This is a genomic window from Pseudomonas sp. GZJR-8 (genome assembly GCF_002916705.1).
GTDB lineage: Bacteria > Pseudomonadota > Gammaproteobacteria > Pseudomonadales > Pseudomonadaceae > Aquipseudomonas > Aquipseudomonas synxantha_A.
Genome location: NZ_JXSI01000013.1, coordinates 159,938 through 176,960 on the forward strand (window position 1 = coordinate 159,938; position 17,023 = coordinate 176,960).

Annotated in this window: 13 protein-coding genes; 3 read left to right on the top strand and 10 right to left on the bottom strand. The window is 59.3% G+C overall.

Annotated elements, in window-relative coordinates:
* Positions 1-35: 35 nt before the first annotated feature.
* The 7 genes from TK42_RS22750 to TK42_RS22780 all read right to left on the bottom strand — a co-directional run bounded on the left by TK42_RS22750 (position 36) and on the right by TK42_RS22780 (position 9,238).
* Positions 36-1,376, bottom strand: coding sequence for a TolC family outer membrane protein (locus TK42_RS22750; RefSeq protein ID WP_103735195.1), 1,341 nt, complete (start codon positions 1,374-1,376; stop codon positions 36-38).
* A gap of 2 nt (positions 1,377-1,378) precedes the next feature.
* Complete coding sequence (locus TK42_RS22755) at positions 1,379-2,692, bottom strand: HlyD family type I secretion periplasmic adaptor subunit (protein WP_103735196.1); 1,314 nt, start codon at positions 2,690-2,692, stop codon at positions 1,379-1,381.
* Positions 2,689-4,443 carry a type I secretion system permease/ATPase gene (locus TK42_RS22760; protein WP_103735197.1) on the bottom strand — a complete coding sequence of 585 codons (1,755 nt, stop codon included), beginning with the start codon at positions 4,441-4,443 and terminating at the stop codon, positions 2,689-2,691. The genes TK42_RS22755 and TK42_RS22760 overlap by 4 nt, the downstream gene beginning before the upstream one ends.
* Positions 4,444-4,542: 99 nt before the next feature.
* Positions 4,543-4,911, bottom strand: coding sequence for an AprI/Inh family metalloprotease inhibitor (locus TK42_RS22765; RefSeq protein WP_032875255.1), 369 nt, complete (start codon positions 4,909-4,911; stop codon positions 4,543-4,545).
* Between the two features lie 46 nt (positions 4,912-4,957).
* Entirely contained in the window at positions 4,958-6,391 is a 1,434-nt protein-coding gene (locus TK42_RS22770) for a serralysin family metalloprotease (RefSeq protein WP_005788454.1), read from the bottom strand.
* A 366-nt stretch (positions 6,392-6,757) separates the two neighbouring features.
* On the bottom strand, positions 6,758-7,864 hold the full coding sequence (locus TK42_RS22775; RefSeq protein ID WP_103735198.1) for a P1 family peptidase: 1,107 nt from the start codon (positions 7,862-7,864) through the stop codon (positions 6,758-6,760).
* A gap of 9 nt (positions 7,865-7,873) precedes the next feature.
* Positions 7,874-9,238, bottom strand: coding sequence for an APC family permease (locus TK42_RS22780; protein ID WP_005788456.1), 1,365 nt, complete (start codon positions 9,236-9,238; stop codon positions 7,874-7,876).
* 199 nt (positions 9,239-9,437) lie between these two features.
* On the opposite strand from TK42_RS22780, the gene TK42_RS22785 reads away from it, so the two are divergent.
* Positions 9,438-10,223, top strand: a complete 786-nt coding sequence (locus TK42_RS22785; protein WP_005788457.1) for a LuxR C-terminal-related transcriptional regulator — start codon at positions 9,438-9,440, stop codon at positions 10,221-10,223.
* Positions 10,224-10,225: 2 nt separating this feature from the next.
* On the opposite strand, the gene TK42_RS22790 is transcribed toward TK42_RS22785, so the two are convergent.
* A complete protein-coding gene (locus tag TK42_RS22790) occupies positions 10,226-10,678 on the bottom strand; it encodes a M10 family metallopeptidase C-terminal domain-containing protein (RefSeq protein ID WP_032875250.1) in 453 nt (150 codons plus the stop codon).
* 865 nt (positions 10,679-11,543) lie between these two features.
* Here TK42_RS22790 and TK42_RS22795 point away from each other — a divergent pair.
* Positions 11,544-11,816 (top strand): DUF1652 domain-containing protein, encoded by a 273-nt coding sequence (locus TK42_RS22795; protein ID WP_005788459.1) that lies wholly within the window; start codon positions 11,544-11,546, stop codon positions 11,814-11,816.
* Positions 11,817-11,896: 80 nt separating this feature from the next.
* Here TK42_RS22795 and TK42_RS22800 read toward each other — a convergent pair whose 3' ends face one another.
* Positions 11,897-14,341 carry a UvrD-helicase domain-containing protein gene (locus TK42_RS22800; RefSeq protein WP_103735199.1) on the bottom strand — a complete coding sequence of 815 codons (2,445 nt, stop codon included), beginning with the start codon at positions 14,339-14,341 and terminating at the stop codon, positions 11,897-11,899.
* A 218-nt stretch (positions 14,342-14,559) separates the two neighbouring features.
* On the opposite strand from TK42_RS22800, the gene TK42_RS22805 reads away from it, so the two are divergent.
* Positions 14,560-15,255: a pirin family protein gene (locus TK42_RS22805; protein ID WP_103735200.1), complete on the top strand. Its 696-nt coding sequence runs from the start codon at positions 14,560-14,562 to the stop codon at positions 15,253-15,255.
* Positions 15,256-15,370: 115 nt separating this feature from the next.
* On the opposite strand, the gene pgm is transcribed toward TK42_RS22805, so the two are convergent.
* Positions 15,371-17,014: a phosphoglucomutase (alpha-D-glucose-1,6-bisphosphate-dependent) gene (pgm, locus tag TK42_RS22810; protein WP_103735201.1), complete on the bottom strand. Its 1,644-nt coding sequence runs from the start codon at positions 17,012-17,014 to the stop codon at positions 15,371-15,373.
* Between the last annotated feature and the right edge of the window lie 9 nt (positions 17,015-17,023).

A 17,023-nucleotide genomic window follows, 5' to 3' on the forward strand; every position in this document is an offset into this window, starting at 1 on the left:
CTGATTATTGTTATTCCCCTTATAGGAGCGAACTCCTACAGGTTTTTATCCGGGCCGAAGGCCTCGTCCACCTTGGCCAGGTCGGTGTCGCGCAAGTTGCCCGCGTAGTAGTGCAATTTGGTCCAGGCCATCAGGTAGTCGTACCGCGCCTGGGCCAGGTCGCGGCGAGTGCTGTAGAGCTGCTGCTCGGCATTCAGCGCATCAAGGTTGACCCGCTCGCCACCAAGGATGCTCTGCTTGGTCGACACCACCAGCGCCTCGGCGGATATCAATGCCTTCTGGTAGGCACGCAGCTTGCTCACGCCCGACAGACATGCACTGAACTGGCGGCGCAGCTCGATCAGGGTTTCGCGGGTCTTGCCTTCCAGCTCGTACTCGGCCTGCTCCATTGCGCGGCTGGCCTGGCGGGTGGAGGCCGAAATGCCGCCACCGGCATACAGCGGCATGCTCACTTCGACGCCAATAGTGTTGGTGTCGTAGCGCTGGTTGTAGGTGTTGCCGCTGTCGGACTCCTGTTTGCGCGACGTGGCATACGCGGTGATTCGCGGCAAATGCCCGGCACGGTTGCGTTCCACTTCATAGCGCGCCACTTCCAGCGACTGACGCTGTGAAGCCAGCACCGGGTTGTTGGTGAGCGCCAGTTCATGCCAGGTATCGTAGTTGGCCGGGGTCAGGGTGAACGCGGCAAAGCTCTGGTTCAGCGGCGCCAGGTCGTTGATGTTGACGCTTTGCACGCCGATCAACGCGCCCAGCTCCCTGAGTGACGCGTCCTGCTCATCCAGGGCCTGGATCTCTTCGGCAGTGGCCAGCTCGTAGCGCGACTCGGCTTCAAGGATGTCGGTGCGCGTGCCCTCGCCGGCCTTGAACAAGTGCTCGTTCTGCTGGAATTGCTGCTCGAAGGCCTTTTTCTTTGCGCGGGCGATGTCGATCTGATCCTGGGCAAACAGCGCCTGGGTGTAATAGCTCAACACCCGCACCAGCAGCGCCTGGCTCTTGTCGCGAAAGCTTTCATCGGCAAACAGCGCCTGGGCCACGCCCTTGCGGTAGTTGGCATAGGCTTCGTAATCGAACAACGGTTGTTGCAGGCTGAAGGTGGAGCCGTAGCTGTTGTAGTTGCGGTCGTCCCTATAGCTACCGCCGCGCCCGTCGGGCAGATGCGCCTCGGAGTTGTTGCGGCCCTTGTTGTAGTTGTAGGACAGCCTCGGCAGCAGCCCGGCGCGGCCGATGGTGCGGTTTTCCAGGCCGGCGTCGCGCTCCTTGATCGCGCCGAGGAACACCGGATCGTTGCGCAGCGCCTGCTCGTAAACATCGAACGGGCCCATGGCGGCCTGGGCACTGCCACACACCAGCAATAGCGAAATGAACACTGGCTTCATGCTCATTCCTCAGTCAACGCGGAGCCGGCGCGATCCAGCAGCGGCTTGAACAGGTAATTGAGCAATGACCGCTCGCCGGTACGCACGAACATCTCGGCAGGCATACCGGGCTTGATCACCAAACCGTGGAGTTTTTCCATCGCCGCGTCGCTGACGCTGGTGCGCAGCACGTAATACGGGGCGCCTGTTTTTTCATCGAGCATCTGGTCGGCGGAAATCAGGCTGACTTCGCCCGGTACCCGTGGCGTGCGGCTCTGGTTGAAGGCGGTGAAGAGGATATCGACGGGCAAGTGCGTGCCGACCTTGTCCACCAGATGCACCGGTAGATGCCCTTCGACTTCCAGGCGCGTGCCCTGGGGCACGATTTCCAATAGGGTTTCCCCTGCGCGCACCACGGCGCCTTCGGTGTGCACGCTGAGGTTGACGGCGATGCCATCGGCTGGCGCGTTGATTTCGCTGTGTTGCAGGTTGAAACCCGCGGAGGTGAGTTGCTGCTCCAGGGTCAGGCTGCGCAATTGCGCGTCGGCCAATTGGCTGCGCACCTCTTTTTGATATTCCTCGCTGTGTTGCTGCAATTTGAGCCGCGACTCGACAATGCCCTGTTCTATGCGGCCGCTTTCACCGGCGTTTTGCGCCAGGTCCTGCTGCACCTGAGACAACTGGCGCTGGTAGTCCATCAACCGGTTGCGCGGGATGTAGCCGTTGTCGGCCAAGGGTTGCAGATTGCTCAGTTGCGCGCGCAGGGATTGGGCCTGGGCGGTCAAGTCACTGCGGGCACGGCGCATACCGCTCAACTGTGAGGTAGCGCCTTCGATGCTGGCGCGAATCCCGGCTTGTTCACGGGCGAAGGCGTCGCGGCGGCTGCTGAACAGCTGGCGCTGGCCTTCCAGCACCAACGCCAGGGCTGGATCAGGGTTGGCGCTCAGCTCGGTGGGAAAGGTAATGCTCGGCAGATTGTCGCGCTCGCTCTGCCAACGCGCCACACTGGCCCAGGCCATGCGGTACTGCGCTTGCAGGGATTGCACGTCGGCCTGGTTCTGGGTCTGGTCGAGACGAAACAGCAGCTGGCCCTGCTTGACCAGTTCGCCCTCCTTGACCAGGATGCGGCTGACCACACCGGGGCTGAAGGTTTGCACGGCCTTGCGCTTGCCCGACACCACCACGGTGCCTTGCACCGGGATGCCCTGATCCAACGGTGCCAGGCTGGCCCAGAGGAAAAAACCACCGGCACCGACGACCGTCATCAGCCAGCCCATACGCACGAAGAAGCGGGCATCGCGCTCTTTGAAACGAGGTTCTACCGTAATACTGCTCATGCGCCTGGGTTCCTTGCGGCCGGGTACTGACGACTGAAACTGACACCGGTTTTCTCTTTCGGCGCTTCCTGCTGTTGCCCGGACAACGCCCGCAGCACTTCCTGGCTGGGCCCGAACGCTTGCAGATGGCCTTCGCCGAGCACCAGCAATTTGTCGGCCTGGGCCAATGCCGAGGAGCGATGCGTCACCAGCACAACGCTGCTGCCTTGGGCTTTCATCTGCACGATGGCGCTGGCCAACGCCGCTTCGCCGACCGTATCAAGGTTGGAGTTGGGCTCATCCAGCACAATCAGGCGCGGCCCGCCGTACAGGGCGCGGGCCAGGGCCACGCGTTGTTTCTGGCCACCGGACAGGCCACCGCCGTTATCGCCCAGCACCGTGTCGTAGCCTTGGGGCAGGCGCAGGATCAGTTCATGCACACCGGCCTGTTGCGCGGCCTTGACCACCAGCTCCGGGTCGGCCTCGCGAAAGCGTGCGATGTTGTCGGCGATGCTGCCGCTGAACAGCTCGATGTCCTGGGGCAAATAGCCGATGTGCGGGCCGAGGTCGTCGCGGTCCCAACGGTGAATGTCCGCGCCGTCCAGCCGCACGGTGCCGGCCAGGGTCGGCCACACGCCCACCAGCACGCGGGCCAGGGTGGACTTGCCGGAGCCCGACGCGCCCAGCACGCCCAGCACTTCACCGGCCGCCAGGTTGAAGCTGACTTGATGCAAGGTCGCCATGTGCCGCCCCGGTGGGCCAGCACTGACCTGTTCGAAACTGACCTGGCCCTTGGGCGCCGGCAAGGCCATTTGCTCGCCCTCTGGCGGGAATTCACGCAGCAGCCCATCAAGGCGCTGGTAGGCCAGCTTGGCCGAACTCCATTGCTTCCACACCGCGATCAGCTGGTCGATGGGGCTGAGTACGCGGCCCATCAGGATGGAGCCTGCGATCATCATCCCGGCGGTCATCTGGCCCTTGATCACCAGGTAGGCGCCCAGCCCCAATACCAAAGATTGCAGGCACAGGCGCAGGGATTTGCTCAGAGAGGTAATGACCGACCCGGTATCGCTGGCGGTGTTCTGGAAGCCCAAAAACTGCGAATGCACGTCGAACCAGCGTTTGCGCAACGCACCGAGCATACCCATCGCCTGGATCGTCTCGGCGTTGTGCAGGTGGCTGGTGGCCAACTGGGTCGACTGCTGGGAAAACACACCCGCCTCGCCCAATGGTTTTTTGGTCAGGTATTCATTCAGGCAAGCCAGGGCAATCAACAATACCGCGCCAGCCGTGGCCAGCACGCCGAGCCACACGTTGAAGAGGAAAATCACGAACAGATAGATCGGGAACCATGGCGCATCAAAGAACGCGAACAGCGCAGGCCCGGTGATGAATTGACGCAACGCGGTCAGGTCGCCCAGTGATTGCCCGGCATGACCCTGGCCGCGTTGCAGGTTGCGTTCGAATGCGGCCTTGTACACGCGCAGATTGAAACGCCGCTCCAACTGGCTGCCAATTCGAATCACGATAAAGCTGCGGATAACTTCAAGCAGGCCAATAAACGCAAAGAAGCCCACGACCATCAGCGTCAACATCACCAGGGTGGTTTCATTCTGGGAGGACAACACACGGTCATACACTTGCAACATGTAAATCGACGGCACCAGCATCAGCAGGTTAATCAATGCCGTGAAACAGCCAACGCTGATCAAAATACTCTTGTATTCACCCAGCGCCCTGAATAAGGGCGCGACCCCTTGGGACTTCGCCATATTGTTTTATCTTCCTGGAGCGCACTGCACGTAATAGTCGCCCTGCCGAGGAAGCGCACGGCCAACTGCTAAATCGAGTTATATGCTTATAACTTTTAACTAAGGCATTCGTTTCAGCTCGACAACTTGCCCGGTTTTAGTGCGGGCTTGATATTCGCCTTCTTTCTGGCGATTCAAATGCGTGATCCCTGAGCCTTCGGCGTTAAACAGCCAAATGCCGTCCGGCGTTGGCGACCACGTCTGTGGCTTGTCGCCCAGCCATTGCTCCACACAAGCGATATCGCCTCCCAGGGCATTGGCCTGTTCCAATAAATCCAGCGCGCATACCTGGTCCTGCTGCTTCAATTGCCAATGCCCCGCCAACTGGGCGGAGGTCGGTAATACAAGACTGCTAGCCATTGCGTGGGCTCCTGCCAAAACGAACAACACCTGCGAAGCACAGGCGATCAAATGAGAAAAACGTGGCATATAAAGCTCCATCCTGGAGCGCGGCGCCGAGGCGCCGCGCCGTGCATCAGGCCACGATGTCGCTGACGGCTGCCTGGCCAACGGTGGTGACGAGGAAATCCGCCACGCCGTGCCCGGAGAAGTCCACGGCCAAGGTGCCCAGGTTAGTACCCGAGGCATAGCTCAGCACAGCATCGCCGGCATGGCCGGTGAACGCATTGACGAAGCTCAAGCCCGCCCCCTTGGTGATGCCCGACAGATCGATCTTGTCGGAACCGGAGGTGAAGTCAAAGATCTTGTCCGCAGCCCCTGGCTTGGAATCGGAACTGGCACCGTACACGAAGGTATCGCTGCCGGCCCCGCCCCACAGTTGGTCCGCACCGCCGCCGCCGTAGATGAGGTCGTTGCCGGCCCCGCCCTTGATGGTGTTGGCGACTTGGTTACCAATGATCAGGTCGTTGCCCGAACCGCCGAATGCGTTCTCGATGGTGACGCCCTTGGCGATCGACACGTTGCCGACCAGGCCGCCAACATCGGAGAACGAGGTGGCAGTGAGGTTGATCTTCTGGTTTTGAGTGAAGCCAGAGAAGTCCAGGGTGTCGTTGCCGCCACCGTCCCACACCGAGAACACCAGCTTGTCGGCGTTGGATGTGGCGCTGAGGAAATCACGCCCGGTGTTGGAGTTGAACCCGTAGGTGGTGTCGCCGGCGCGGGTGTTGAGGTTGGCACCGTAGAGCTTCTGGATCGCGGCGATGTCGTCGATCAGCGGGCCGGAAGCGTAAGCCTCGACGCCACCTTTGCTGAAGTTCTGGTTGGTGTTGCTCTCGCTCCAGTAACTCATGAGGCTATAGCCACGCGTGTCCTGTCCATAGGTCGCGTCGTTATAGGTCGGGTTGCCGTTCCCGGCGTTGTAGTCGCCAGGGTGAGCCAGGCCCAGGGTGTGGCCGATTTCGTGGGTCAGGGTCTGCCGACCATAGTTGTTCAGGTCCGGAGTCTTGTTCGGCGTGTAGCTGTTGTTGGTCAGGTACCACGAGGTGCCATCGTAGCCCGCACCGGTGCCGGGCAGGTAAGCGAAGGCCGCGGCGCCGTCCTGGCCGCTGCTGTAGTTGCCGAAGGTCATGTGACCGTCACCGCCGGAAGCCTTTTCGGTAAAGGTCACGTTGGCGACATCCGACCAGGATTGCATGGCCAGTGCGGCCTGTGCTTTCTGCTGGGCGTTGAACTGGCTGAACCCTGAGATGCCATGTTTGTTCATGGTGCTCTGGGTAGCCGAGGTGAGGAAGGTGTAGGTCAGATCGATCTTGCCGTTGCCATCAAAGTCCCGATACGCGGCGCCATCCCGCAGCAGCTGGGTCGCTGCCTGGTCCACGGTGTAGGACGGTTTGCCATTGACTGTGAGGTTACCGCCACGGTCATACAAATGGCTGAAGCTATCGATTTGCGAGTAAGCAGTGCTGGCTTGCGCGGCAGATACAATAGCTTTGTCTTTTACTTTTGACATAAACGTACTTCCTTGTTTGCAAGTGCATCAGTCTTTGTTCGATAGGAACCTCGCGGGCGAGGATAGTCCTATCACTCACCTCTTTTGAAGGCGTAAGAAAACTGACACAACTTGAAATCTTTCGTCTACATCTATTTCCACAGCAAAAATGTGACACAGGTTCAACTTGAGGAAGTCCCACGCAGTGTTTACTGGGAACGCTTGCTTTTACCCGCCGAATTCGAGCGCCGCATTATTTAAATATTAAATAGCAGTAAAGCCGCTCCAAGTTGAGCGGCGCACTTGAGTAATGGATCCAATATATTGTCACGGTGTCATTAGCGGCATTAAATAGCCACTACTTGCACTATTAAAGTGCAGTGTCCCCTATTGCCGGGGCACACTCCAGCCACACTTGTGCAATGCTGCCAAGAGGGTCTCGCCGGCCAGGCCAGGCACCTGGACACCCGCCTGTGTGGTCATGTCTTCCCCTGCCAGCATCGCGTTGATGATTGCTTCTTCCACTGCCTCCGCCGCCGCGCTGAACAGTGGAGAAATATGATCGTTATTGACCATATGCAACGCGGTACGCAGCGGCAGGTCCTTGCGCCCGTAGTCCGCCTGCGGCAAATCCTGATTACCGGTGGCAAAGGCCAGAAACAAGTCACCGCTGGAATCCTCGGTGCCGCCACCGGTGCGTGCGATACCGATGGACGCCCGCTGCGCCAGGCGTTGGCACTGATGGGGCAGCAACGGCGCGTCGGTGGCGATAACCACCACGATGGACCCCATGCCGGGCGTGCCCTGCTCGGCAAAGGGCGAAGTGATGTCCATCAAATGTCGGCCCACCGGGTAGCCATCGACCCGCAGCTCCTGGCGCTTGCCATGGTTGGCCTGCACCAATACGCCGACGGTCCAGCCGCCCTGCTCCGCCGACAAGCGCCGGGATGCGCTGCCGATGCCGCCCTTGAACTCATGGCAGATCATCCCGGTGCCGCCGCCCACGGCGCCTTCCTGCACCGGGCCGGTTTCGGCATGGTCGAGTGCCTGGCGCACATGCTCAGGTTGCACATGCTGGCCCCAGATATCGTTGAGCAGGCCGTCATAGGTTTCCATGACCACCGGCATGCACCAGTACACCGCGGGGTCTTGCAGGCGTTCGCGCTCCAGGGCGATCAAGGTGTCACGCACGATCCCGACGCTGTGGGTGTTGGTGATGGCCATCGGCGTGGTCAACAATCCGGCCTCGTTGATCCACTCAAGGCCGGTGGCATCACCATTGCCGTTCAGCACGTGGTACCCGGCAAAACAGGGTTGATGCCGGGCCTCACCGGCGCGTGGCTGGACCACCGTCACGCCGGTACGCACCTGCTTGCCGTCGACACGCGTCTTGAGCGTGGTGTGGCCGACGCGAACCCCGGGAACATCGGTGATGGCATTCAATTCGCCAGGCGTGCCCAGCCCCAGCGTGATACCCAATTGACGTGCGCGCATACCCACTCCTTACAATTTCTGAAAGACCGGACTCGACCGGCCACTGATGCAATACAAAATCACCGACAGCGCCAGCAAGCCGATAATGACCATGATGTCGCGCATCGACGCCTCAAGGATCAAGGTCACTAACAGATACCCCGCGCCGAGCACCGCCAGCACGGCCGGCAACGGCCACAATGGCATGCGATAGGGATGTTCGCGATCACGCAGCAGCACCCGGCTCATCAGCGCGCTCAGCGCCACCACCAGGTACACCAGCATGATCAGCAACACGCTGAACGACGTCAGATCCGCCAGGTTCGAGCTGAAACTCAACAGCGCCGAAGGAATCGCCAGGAACAACGTAGCCAGCCACGGCGAATCCCAGCGCGGATGAATCCGCGTGAACAGCTTGTTGATACTCGGCGTCCACAGTGCATCGCGTCCGCTGCTGAACACCACCCGGCCGATCTGGATGACAATGGCCACAATTGCGTTGAACACCGACAGGAAAATCCCGGCACTGACCAACCGCGACAGGGTTTCATTACCGTGACTGGTCAACAGATAGCCAATGGGGTCGGGGCTGCTGATCATCTCACTCAGGGACGGCGCGCCGATCAAGAGTGCGGTGATTGGCACAAGTTCGATCACCACCACCAACCCCAGGGACCACAGCACCGCCTTGTGTACCCCCTTTCCGCCGCATTTCATGTCTTCGGCCAGCAACACCGCCGGGCCGTAGCCATTGAATGAGAACAGGCCAATACCGACGGCACCGATCACCAGGGCCCAGGGCGCGAGGTGCAACACGCCGTTTTCGACGATCTGCGGCTGGAACAATACGCTGGCCGGCTGCACCGGGTTGCCGAAGCCGATCACCACAATCACCAGCAACGCTGCCACTTCCAACAGCAGGCAGGTGCCGGTAATCCAGGCATTGAGCTTGATATTGAGAATGCCCAGGGCGTAGCTGCACACCACGATCACCAGGGCGACAGTTTGGGAGTCGAAGTTCGTACCCAGGGCATTATTCAGATAAGTCGCCGCACCAGTCGCCAATACCGGCGGAATAAACAGCAACATCACCAGCACTGTCAGGAACGTGGCGTAGCCGGCCATGCCACCAAACACGCGCTTGGCATACACATACTCGCCACCGGCACTGTTATGGGCGCGTCCGAGTTCGGCGTAACAGAAGGCGAACATCAACGCCAGCAGCCCGGCCATCACAAACGCCAGGAACACACCGCTGCCCGCTTGCTGAATGGCGAACGGGGCGATCACAAATACGGAACTGGCCGGCGTCACCGCAGAAACGGTGATAGCCACTACATCAAAGACGCTCAAGGTGGGCTTGAGCACGCCATCGGGCGTGGGGGTAGCGCTCATATCGTTATCCTCTGTCGTTGTTTTTGGTGTGAGGCAGAAACGAAAAATGATGTGTGTGTGCGGGATATGCTTCCCTTTGAATAGTGACGACGTTATCGGCTGGCGGGCCGGTAGGCCAATTCCCCTATTGGCGTACTCCCCTTGACGGTACCGGCTAAAAGCCGAACCCTTGGCCGATCTTTTGAGGGGAGCCAGTGATATGAGCCTGTTCCGGGAAATCGGCATGCACGCGGGATTGGGGCGCACCCTGTCACAAATCGGCACCGAACGGTTCTGGAAACAATTGGTGCTGTTATTGCACCAATGCCTGCCCTTCGATAACGCCCTGGCGATTTTCTACCCGCTGGACGGCCCGCCCCAGGCCCTTGAGGAGTACGACGCCCAGCCCAGCAGCAAACCGGCGTCGATGCTGGTGTACCTCAACGGTCTGTACCTGCTCGACCCGTTCTACCAGGCGTGCCGCGAGAACTATGCCAGCGGCGTGTACCGCCTGGAGGAAGTGGCGCCGGACCATTTTCGCCAGAGTGAGTACTTCCTCAACTACTTCCACGACAACGTGCTGGAAGACGAAGTGCAGTTGATCCTGCAATTGCCCGGCACGGGCACGCTTTCACTGTCACTGGGTATGCAGCGACGCTTCAGCTTTGAGGAAACCGGGCTGTTGACCACACTGGCTGCTTGGGTGCTGCCATTGATGCAGCAGCACTGGCAGCAAAGCACTCAGCGAGCACCGGCAATAGACAGCCAGATTCGGGACGCGCTGAGTCATTTCGGCAGTGGTGTACTGTCGGACCGCGAGCTGGAAATCGCTCGCCTGGTGTTGCGGGGTTTTTCCTCCAAGGCCATGGCCGAACGCCTCAAGATCTCGCCGGACACGGTCAAAGTGCACCGCAGGCACCTTTACGCCAAGCTCGATATCTCGTCACAGCCCGAGTTGTTTTCACTGTTTATCCAGTCGCTGGGGCATGACCTGGAGAACCCGTAGGCTTAATCCGAATGGAAGAAATTAATATGCTGCGGCAACAGATTTACACCATCAACGCGTACGGAAAAGTTCGGCCCTTCGGCATTGACTTTGATAGTCAATGTACTCACGCCGAACGCGTGGCTCAGTTGCACATCGCCCACCTCCACAGGCGGGCCTGGTTGAATATTGATTGCTGATATAGCGTGGTCCTTTAACATCAGGGACACATCGATCTCATCTTCTTTCGGATTGAAATTCAGGATCGTGTCCGGATCATCGCTGAGGGAGTCGGTGCTTTTTTCATATTTGAATGTATTGGCACCCTGACGCCCCACCAGTTGGTCGCCGCCTGCCCCGCCGACCAGCACTGAAGGCTCGCCGCGCCTGGCCTCCAGCCGTTCGCGCTGGTCTGTGCCACGTAATTCGGACTGGGTCCATGTACCGCCGATTGGAAGGCTTTCTATGGAAGACATATAAGTCACCTGTTGATAATCAGTTATGTGAGAGTGTTACGTGTTGCGGCCGAAATCTCTCACAGTGACACCCCTTCTTTCCATTCGGAATAGTTGACAGAAAATGTCTTAATCATGACGCCATTATTTATTTAACCAGTGGCCGGTTAATTATCTGAAAAGTGTCAATTAACGTCCGGTGCGATGTAGGCCGACCCGTTGCACAACTTGATAGCAGCCAACGTAACCACGATGCGAAGCGAGCCGCTCTTGATCTTGATCTGCTTTTGATCTCAGGCGCCCCGTCAAACCACGCTGGCCGGAATTCGACAGGGATTTGGGGGGTAAACCGGCAGGGATGCCGGTTTAGCCGCCCCGCGCCATGGATGGCGCGTGGCGGCGGCCCCCCAAATCCATGGCGGATTACGGGCACACCGAGCCTAAGCGAGGTGCCGAGTGGTGGGGCAAGAGCGCTTTGGTTACTTTCGCGCTTTTCGAAAGTGACCCGCTGTAAAAGCGGAACCAATAGCAGCCTTTACCCAAATAACGGATATATACCCGGTCTGATCCAGCACCCTGGTCAGCCCTGAGGCCGCCATCGGGAGCAAGTCGAATCGTCGCACCGCCCCTGCGCCAGCACAGCGAACAAAATGCTTGAGATTGCCTAAATCTGCCCGCCCCCCACAATGGCCAGACGACCATTCGAAGTAATGGCCTTTTGCCTAATCTGCTGTAGGACATGATCCACATCAAAATCAGGTAAAAGAACCGCCGAACGGGGCCGAAAAACTCACCTTGTACTTGCGAACGAATGCTATTTTTAAGTTATTCGCCGTCTTGACCAACGAAGGTCCTGACCCCTGCCGCGAGCTAAAGGAAGCGCTCAATGAACAAGGTAGGCAACATGAACAAAGTAACTTTTCCCAATGCGTGCCAGTTGATGCGCTGGCATTTTCATCCGATGGGCTTCGAGGGGAGTATGGATGCCCCCGGCAGCATGATCGCCCGACTGTTCGACCGCGCCAGCGGTGAAACATTGATCGCCATCGCCGGCATACCTTGCGCCACAGTGATGAACGCCGCTGATGTGGAGCGCATTATCGAGGCCGTGGAGGATGAGCTGGAGTGTTTTGTGCCGCCGTTGTCGTTGCGGGCCTGAATAGTATTTGTCAGCCGCCGATTACCTGATGCGGGAGGGGACAAGCCCCTCCCACATTTTGCTGTGTGTCAGATGAAGGTTCAGCGCTGATCGTCGAAAAACGCTTTCTTGCCATCCACCCGCTCGGATGCCCTGGGCACGTTTACACCCTGGCCCTCCGACTTTTCCACATACCAGTAGCAGTGGCTGACCGCTCGGGTAATACCGACGTAGGCCAGTCGTAGTATTTCGTCCTTTTGCGCATTGTCGTACGGCTCGCTGTCACCTTCCTTGCCCAAGCCCGCCATGCGGTAGACCTGGTTTTTGTAGGGCGAGCTGGTGAGATGCTGGCAGTCCCCAAGCAGAAATACTGCATCGGCCTGCAGGCCCTTGGCGCTGTGGTAAGTGAGCTGTTTCAGACGGCGCTCGTGGACCGGCAAGCTAGAATCCACATTAACAACAGACTGAATATGCTCTTGAATCAGCAACTTATCGCTGCTTTTTCGATAAAGCATCAAGACCGTATCCCCGCGTTGGTAATGCTCCAGCAACCGCCGGCCGAGCGCCGCGTCGTCGCGCTCCAGCACGGTAACCGGCACCAACGCCTTGGGCTCGCCACTGGCCTTAGCCTTCTTGCCGGGGATAGCCGGTGCGGTGCGCACGATATGCTCGGCCGCGTCGATGATGTGTTGGTGGCTGCGGTAGTTCTCGCCCAGCATCACGCGAGTGGTGCTCGGTGCGACAAATTCCTGGTTGAATTCCATGAAGTACTTGGGCGAACTGCCGCGCCAGCCATAAATCGACTGCCAGTCATCGCCGACACACAGCAAGGATGAGCGTTGCGCCCCACGCCCGACGTGCATGGCCGGGCCGCGACTGCGGATTTCCCGCAGAGTGGCACGGATCCACGAGACGATCTGCGGCGATACATCCTGGAATTCGTCGATCATCAGGTGTGACATCGGCCGCAGCAAGGGATCACTGAGCAGCTTGAGGTTCTCCGGGGTATTTTCGCCAAACAGGGAAAACATTCGGTTGTAGGTCATGATCGGCGGTGATTGATCGAGCAGGTGGTCTTCCAGGGCCTTCCAGAAAATGCTCAAGGCCTCGAAGAACAACCGATCCGGGTCGTCCTTGGCGAAGCTCATCTGGCCCACGGCCGTCGGTACGTCCAACCCGAGGTTCTCGATAAACCCGGCCGCCATGACAAAACTGTCCAGCAGCGGGGCCGAGGCGAGTTCACCCTTGACCTTGTAATCAAAGCCCGGCCCGGCCGTGGCTTCGCCGGCCAGACTGCTTAAAAGGCGCTTGGATGAATCGTAGTTATCAAGCCATATCAAAGGCTTATGGAAAAAAGCTTGAAACAGGGTGCGCTTTACCGCCCACTCTGCGCGCACCGATAATTTTGAGTTTGGGCGGCTGATCCCGGCGTTTTCCCGCGCATCGAAACCCAATACGACCCAGGCATCCAACTGCGGGATATAGCCGTGGCAATGAAACTTGGCACCGTTGATTTCAAAGGTCTGACGGCTGGGTTCGATGCCTTTGATCGGCCAGGCGCCCGCGCGGAACCACAGGTCCTCGATCACGTCGCAGAGTTCTTCATCACGTTTGGCCGCCAACTCGGTCACGGCCATGCGCTTTTGCACGTCCGGATGATCGCGCTCCAGCTCCTTGAGCTGCAGGCCCTGGCGAGCCAGCGGCGCAATCAACTCGCGAAAACGCGCATGATGCCCCTGCAAACGGTGAAAACAGGCGTTCATATGCTGGCGCTGGGCATCACTGATACGAAGATCGAAGGCATTGCTATCGGCGTCTTCGAAGCCGCCACTGAGGTTTTCAAAGGCTTGCAGCCGTTCAAAACCCGGTAGGCTGCGCACCATCGGCAGGATGCGCGAGTGAAACGTACGCACCACCGCCTGGGCTTGTTTCAGGTCAAGGGGTTGGCCCCACAGGCTCAGAATCTCCATGAGCTTGTTGATGAAGTCCTTGCGCGACTCGCGGGTGAACGTCACCACGGTCATCGAACTCAACTCAAAACCCAGGTAATGGGTGAGCAACAGGATACGCAACACCAGGGAGGTCGATTTACCTGCGCCGGCGCCCGCAATCACCGAGGTCGAGGGCGTGTCGCTGAAGATCATCTTCCACTGCGCTGTGCTCGGCTGCGCGTGGGCTGACAGCAGGCGTGCCACATCCGCCTTCATGCGCTTCTTCACATCGGCGGTGAGCGGCAATCGCCAATCGTCGAACAGGCTGTCATCCACACCGGGCGCTCGGTGCTCATCAGGGCGAAAGTCGCGAATCAACAGGACTTGCCGGCCCTCTTCAAGACCATCGGCCTTACCCTCGCGATACCCATATTCCACACCGGCTTCATGCCCATTGCGAAAACCGTCGGCCTGGCCATGCAGCCAGGAAAACCGGTGCTGCGCGCGCAAACGGGTGAGGCCATGGCCGAACAGGCGAGCGGCCAGCCGCTTCAATAACGGCATTTCAGCCAAGGGGCGCAGTTCAGGGGGCAGATCAGGCTTTTGTTGCGGCACGCGGACTCCTGCGATGAGCTTGGCTTTGACAAGGCCGCCATGGTCGCCGGAATCGACGCTCAGTTCCAGCCAATTGCTTTACGGTCATGTAGTTAGGCGATGAAGTGAAAGTTGAAGCAGGTTTAAATGATCGAATTGATGGATAGGAATCAGGCATTTTTTACGCTTTTTATCGATCATGCGCTGCTGGATGATGGGCTCATTCATAGGAGACGATCATGCTTGAACTTCGACCTTTCAACACCCTCGGCGGCGCCCATCATGGCTGGCTCGACGCCCATCACCACTTTTCATTCGCCGAATACCACGACCCCGAGCGTATGCACTGGGGCAATTTGCGGGTATGGAACGACGACATCATCGCGCCTGGCAGCGGTTTCCCCCAGCACCCGCACCGCGACATGGAAATCATCACCTACGTACGCGAAGGCGCAATCAGCCATGCCGATAACCTGGGCAACAAAGGCCGCACCGAGGCGGGCGATGTACAGGTGATGAGCGCTGGTACCGGGATCGCGCACAGCGAGTACAACCTGGAAGCCACCCCGACCAAGATCTTCCAGATCTGGATCATCCCGAATGAGGCCGGCTTGCCACCGTCCTGGGGTGCCAAGCCGTTTCCGCAAGGTAATCGTGAAGGCTTTGTGACGCTGGCCAGCGGCAAGGCTGGCGACAGTGAAAGCCTGCGCATTCGTGCCGATGCACGCTTGGTGGCGGCGAACCTGAAAGCTGGGGAAAGCGCCGAATACCGGCTGGACAACGGACGCCGGGCGTACCTGGTGCCGGCAACCGGCGTAATTGAAGTCAATGGTTTGCGCGCACAGGCGCGAGACGGCGTGGCCTTTGAGGATGAGCAAGTGTTGCGGGTGACGGCGATCGAGGACAGCGAGATCGTGCTGGTCGACCTGGCCTGATCTTGCATCATGCTGCTATCTAATGTGGGAGGGAGTTTGCTCCCGATGAGGTTATGCCAGTCAACACATCTGTGACTGACCCACCGCTATCGGGGGCAAGCCCCCTCCTACACAGTTACTGGGAAATTGCGCCGTCCACCAGCACCTGCGCCTCTTCCACCAGCTGCTTGAGGTGTTCTTCGCCGATAAAACTCTCGGCGTAGATCTTGTAGATGTCCTCGGTACCCGATGGCCGCGCAGCAAACCAGCCGTTTTCCGTCATGACCTTCAAGCCGCCAATCGCCTGGTTATTGCCCGGGGCATGGCTGAGGATCTGCTGGATGCTCTCGCCGGCCAATTGGGTGGACGTCACCTGCTCCGGCGACAGCTTGCCCAGCAGGGCTTTCTGCGCCGGGGTCGCCTTGGCATCCACGCGAATGGCAAACGGTTCGCCGAGTGCATCGGTCAGGCCGCGGTAGATCTGGCTGGGATCCTGGCCCTTGCGCGAGGTCATTTCCGCTGCGAGCAAGGCCGGGATCAGGCCGTCCTTGTCAGTGCTCCAGACCGTGCCGTCCTTGCGCAGGAACGAAGCACCAGCGCTTTCTTCGCCGCCAAAACCCAACGAGCCTTCGAACAAGCCATCGGCAAACCATTTGAAGCCCACCGGCACTTCATACAGGCGCCGGCCCATACGTGCAGCCACGCGATCGATCAGGCCACTGCTGACCACGGTCTTGCCCACCGCCGCATCGGCTCGCCAATCAGGACGGTTCTGGAACAGGTAATCGATGGACACCGCCAGGTAGTTGTTCGGCGCCAACAGGCCGCCGGAGGGCGTGACGATACCGTGACGGTCATGATCCGGGTCACAGGCAAACGCCACGTCAAAACGTTCCTTGAGACCAATGAGGCTCTGCATGGCGTAGCTGGAGGATGGGTCCATGCGGATCTGTCCATCCCAGTCCACGCTCATGAAGCGGAAGGTGGAATCCACTTCGGTGTTCACCACCTCCAGGTTCAGGCGGTAGTGCTCGGCAATCGCCGACCAGTAGCGCACCCCCGCCCCGCCCAATGGATCAACGCCCAGGCGCAGATCAGCGCTACGGATCGCGTCCATATCGATCACATTGATCAGGTCGGCTACATAGCTGTTGAGGTAGTCATGGCGATGAGTGGTGTCCGCCTTGAGCGCCTGGGCATGGGTGATGCGCTTGACCCCAGCAAGCTTGTTGGCTAGCAGTTCATTGGCTTTGGCTTCGATCCACTTGGTGACGTGGGTATCGGCCGGGCCGCCATTGGGCGGGTTGTACTTGTAGCCGCCACTCTGCGGCGGATTGTGCGACGGGGTGATCACAATGCCGTCCGCCAGGCCGCTGGTGCGGCCGCGGTTGTAGCAAATGATGGCGTGGGAAATCGCCGGGGTCGGTGTGTACTCATCGTCCTCAGCCAGCATGACGTGCACGCCATTGGCAGCCAGCACTTCCAGGGCACTGGCACCGGCCGGCGTGGACAATGCATGGGTATCCAGGCCAACGAACAACGGCCCTGTGATGCCTTGGGCTTCACGGTACAGGCAGATCGCCTGGCTGATCGCCAGCACATGCCATTCATTGAAGCTCAGCTCGAACGAACTGCCTCGGTGCCCGGAGGTACCAAAGGCTACACGCTGGGTAGAGATTGCTGCATCAGGCTGGCCGGTGTAATAGGCCGTGACCAGTCGCGGGATATCCACCAGCAACTGAGCCGGCGCCGGTTTGCCCGCAAAAGGACTGATAGTCATGCATAAACC

Coding starts and splice junctions, on each gene's coding strand:
- TK42_RS22750 (WP_103735195.1), bottom strand. CDS start 1,376: ATGAAGCCAGTGTTCATTTCGCTATTGCTGGTGTGTGGCAGTGCCCAG.
- TK42_RS22785 (WP_005788457.1), top strand. CDS start 9,438: ATGAGCCTGTTCCGGGAAATCGGCATGCACGCGGGATTGGGGCGCACC.
- TK42_RS22775 (WP_103735198.1), bottom strand. CDS start 7,864: ATGCGCGCACGTCAATTGGGTATCACGCTGGGGCTGGGCACGCCTGGC.
- TK42_RS22765 (WP_032875255.1), bottom strand. CDS start 4,911: ATGCCACGTTTTTCTCATTTGATCGCCTGTGCTTCGCAGGTGTTGTTC.
- TK42_RS22805 (WP_103735200.1), top strand. CDS start 14,560: ATGCTTGAACTTCGACCTTTCAACACCCTCGGCGGCGCCCATCATGGC.
- TK42_RS22770 (WP_005788454.1), bottom strand. CDS start 6,391: ATGTCAAAAGTAAAAGACAAAGCTATTGTATCTGCCGCGCAAGCCAGC.
- TK42_RS22755 (WP_103735196.1), bottom strand. CDS start 2,692: ATGAGCAGTATTACGGTAGAACCTCGTTTCAAAGAGCGCGATGCCCGC.
- TK42_RS22780 (WP_005788456.1), bottom strand. CDS start 9,238: ATGAGCGCTACCCCCACGCCCGATGGCGTGCTCAAGCCCACCTTGAGC.
- TK42_RS22760 (WP_103735197.1), bottom strand. CDS start 4,443: ATGGCGAAGTCCCAAGGGGTCGCGCCCTTATTCAGGGCGCTGGGTGAA.
- TK42_RS22795 (WP_005788459.1), top strand. CDS start 11,544: ATGAACAAGGTAGGCAACATGAACAAAGTAACTTTTCCCAATGCGTGC.
- pgm (WP_103735201.1), bottom strand. CDS start 17,014: ATGACTATCAGTCCTTTTGCGGGCAAACCGGCGCCGGCTCAGTTGCTG.
- TK42_RS22790 (WP_032875250.1), bottom strand. CDS start 10,678: ATGTCTTCCATAGAAAGCCTTCCAATCGGCGGTACATGGACCCAGTCC.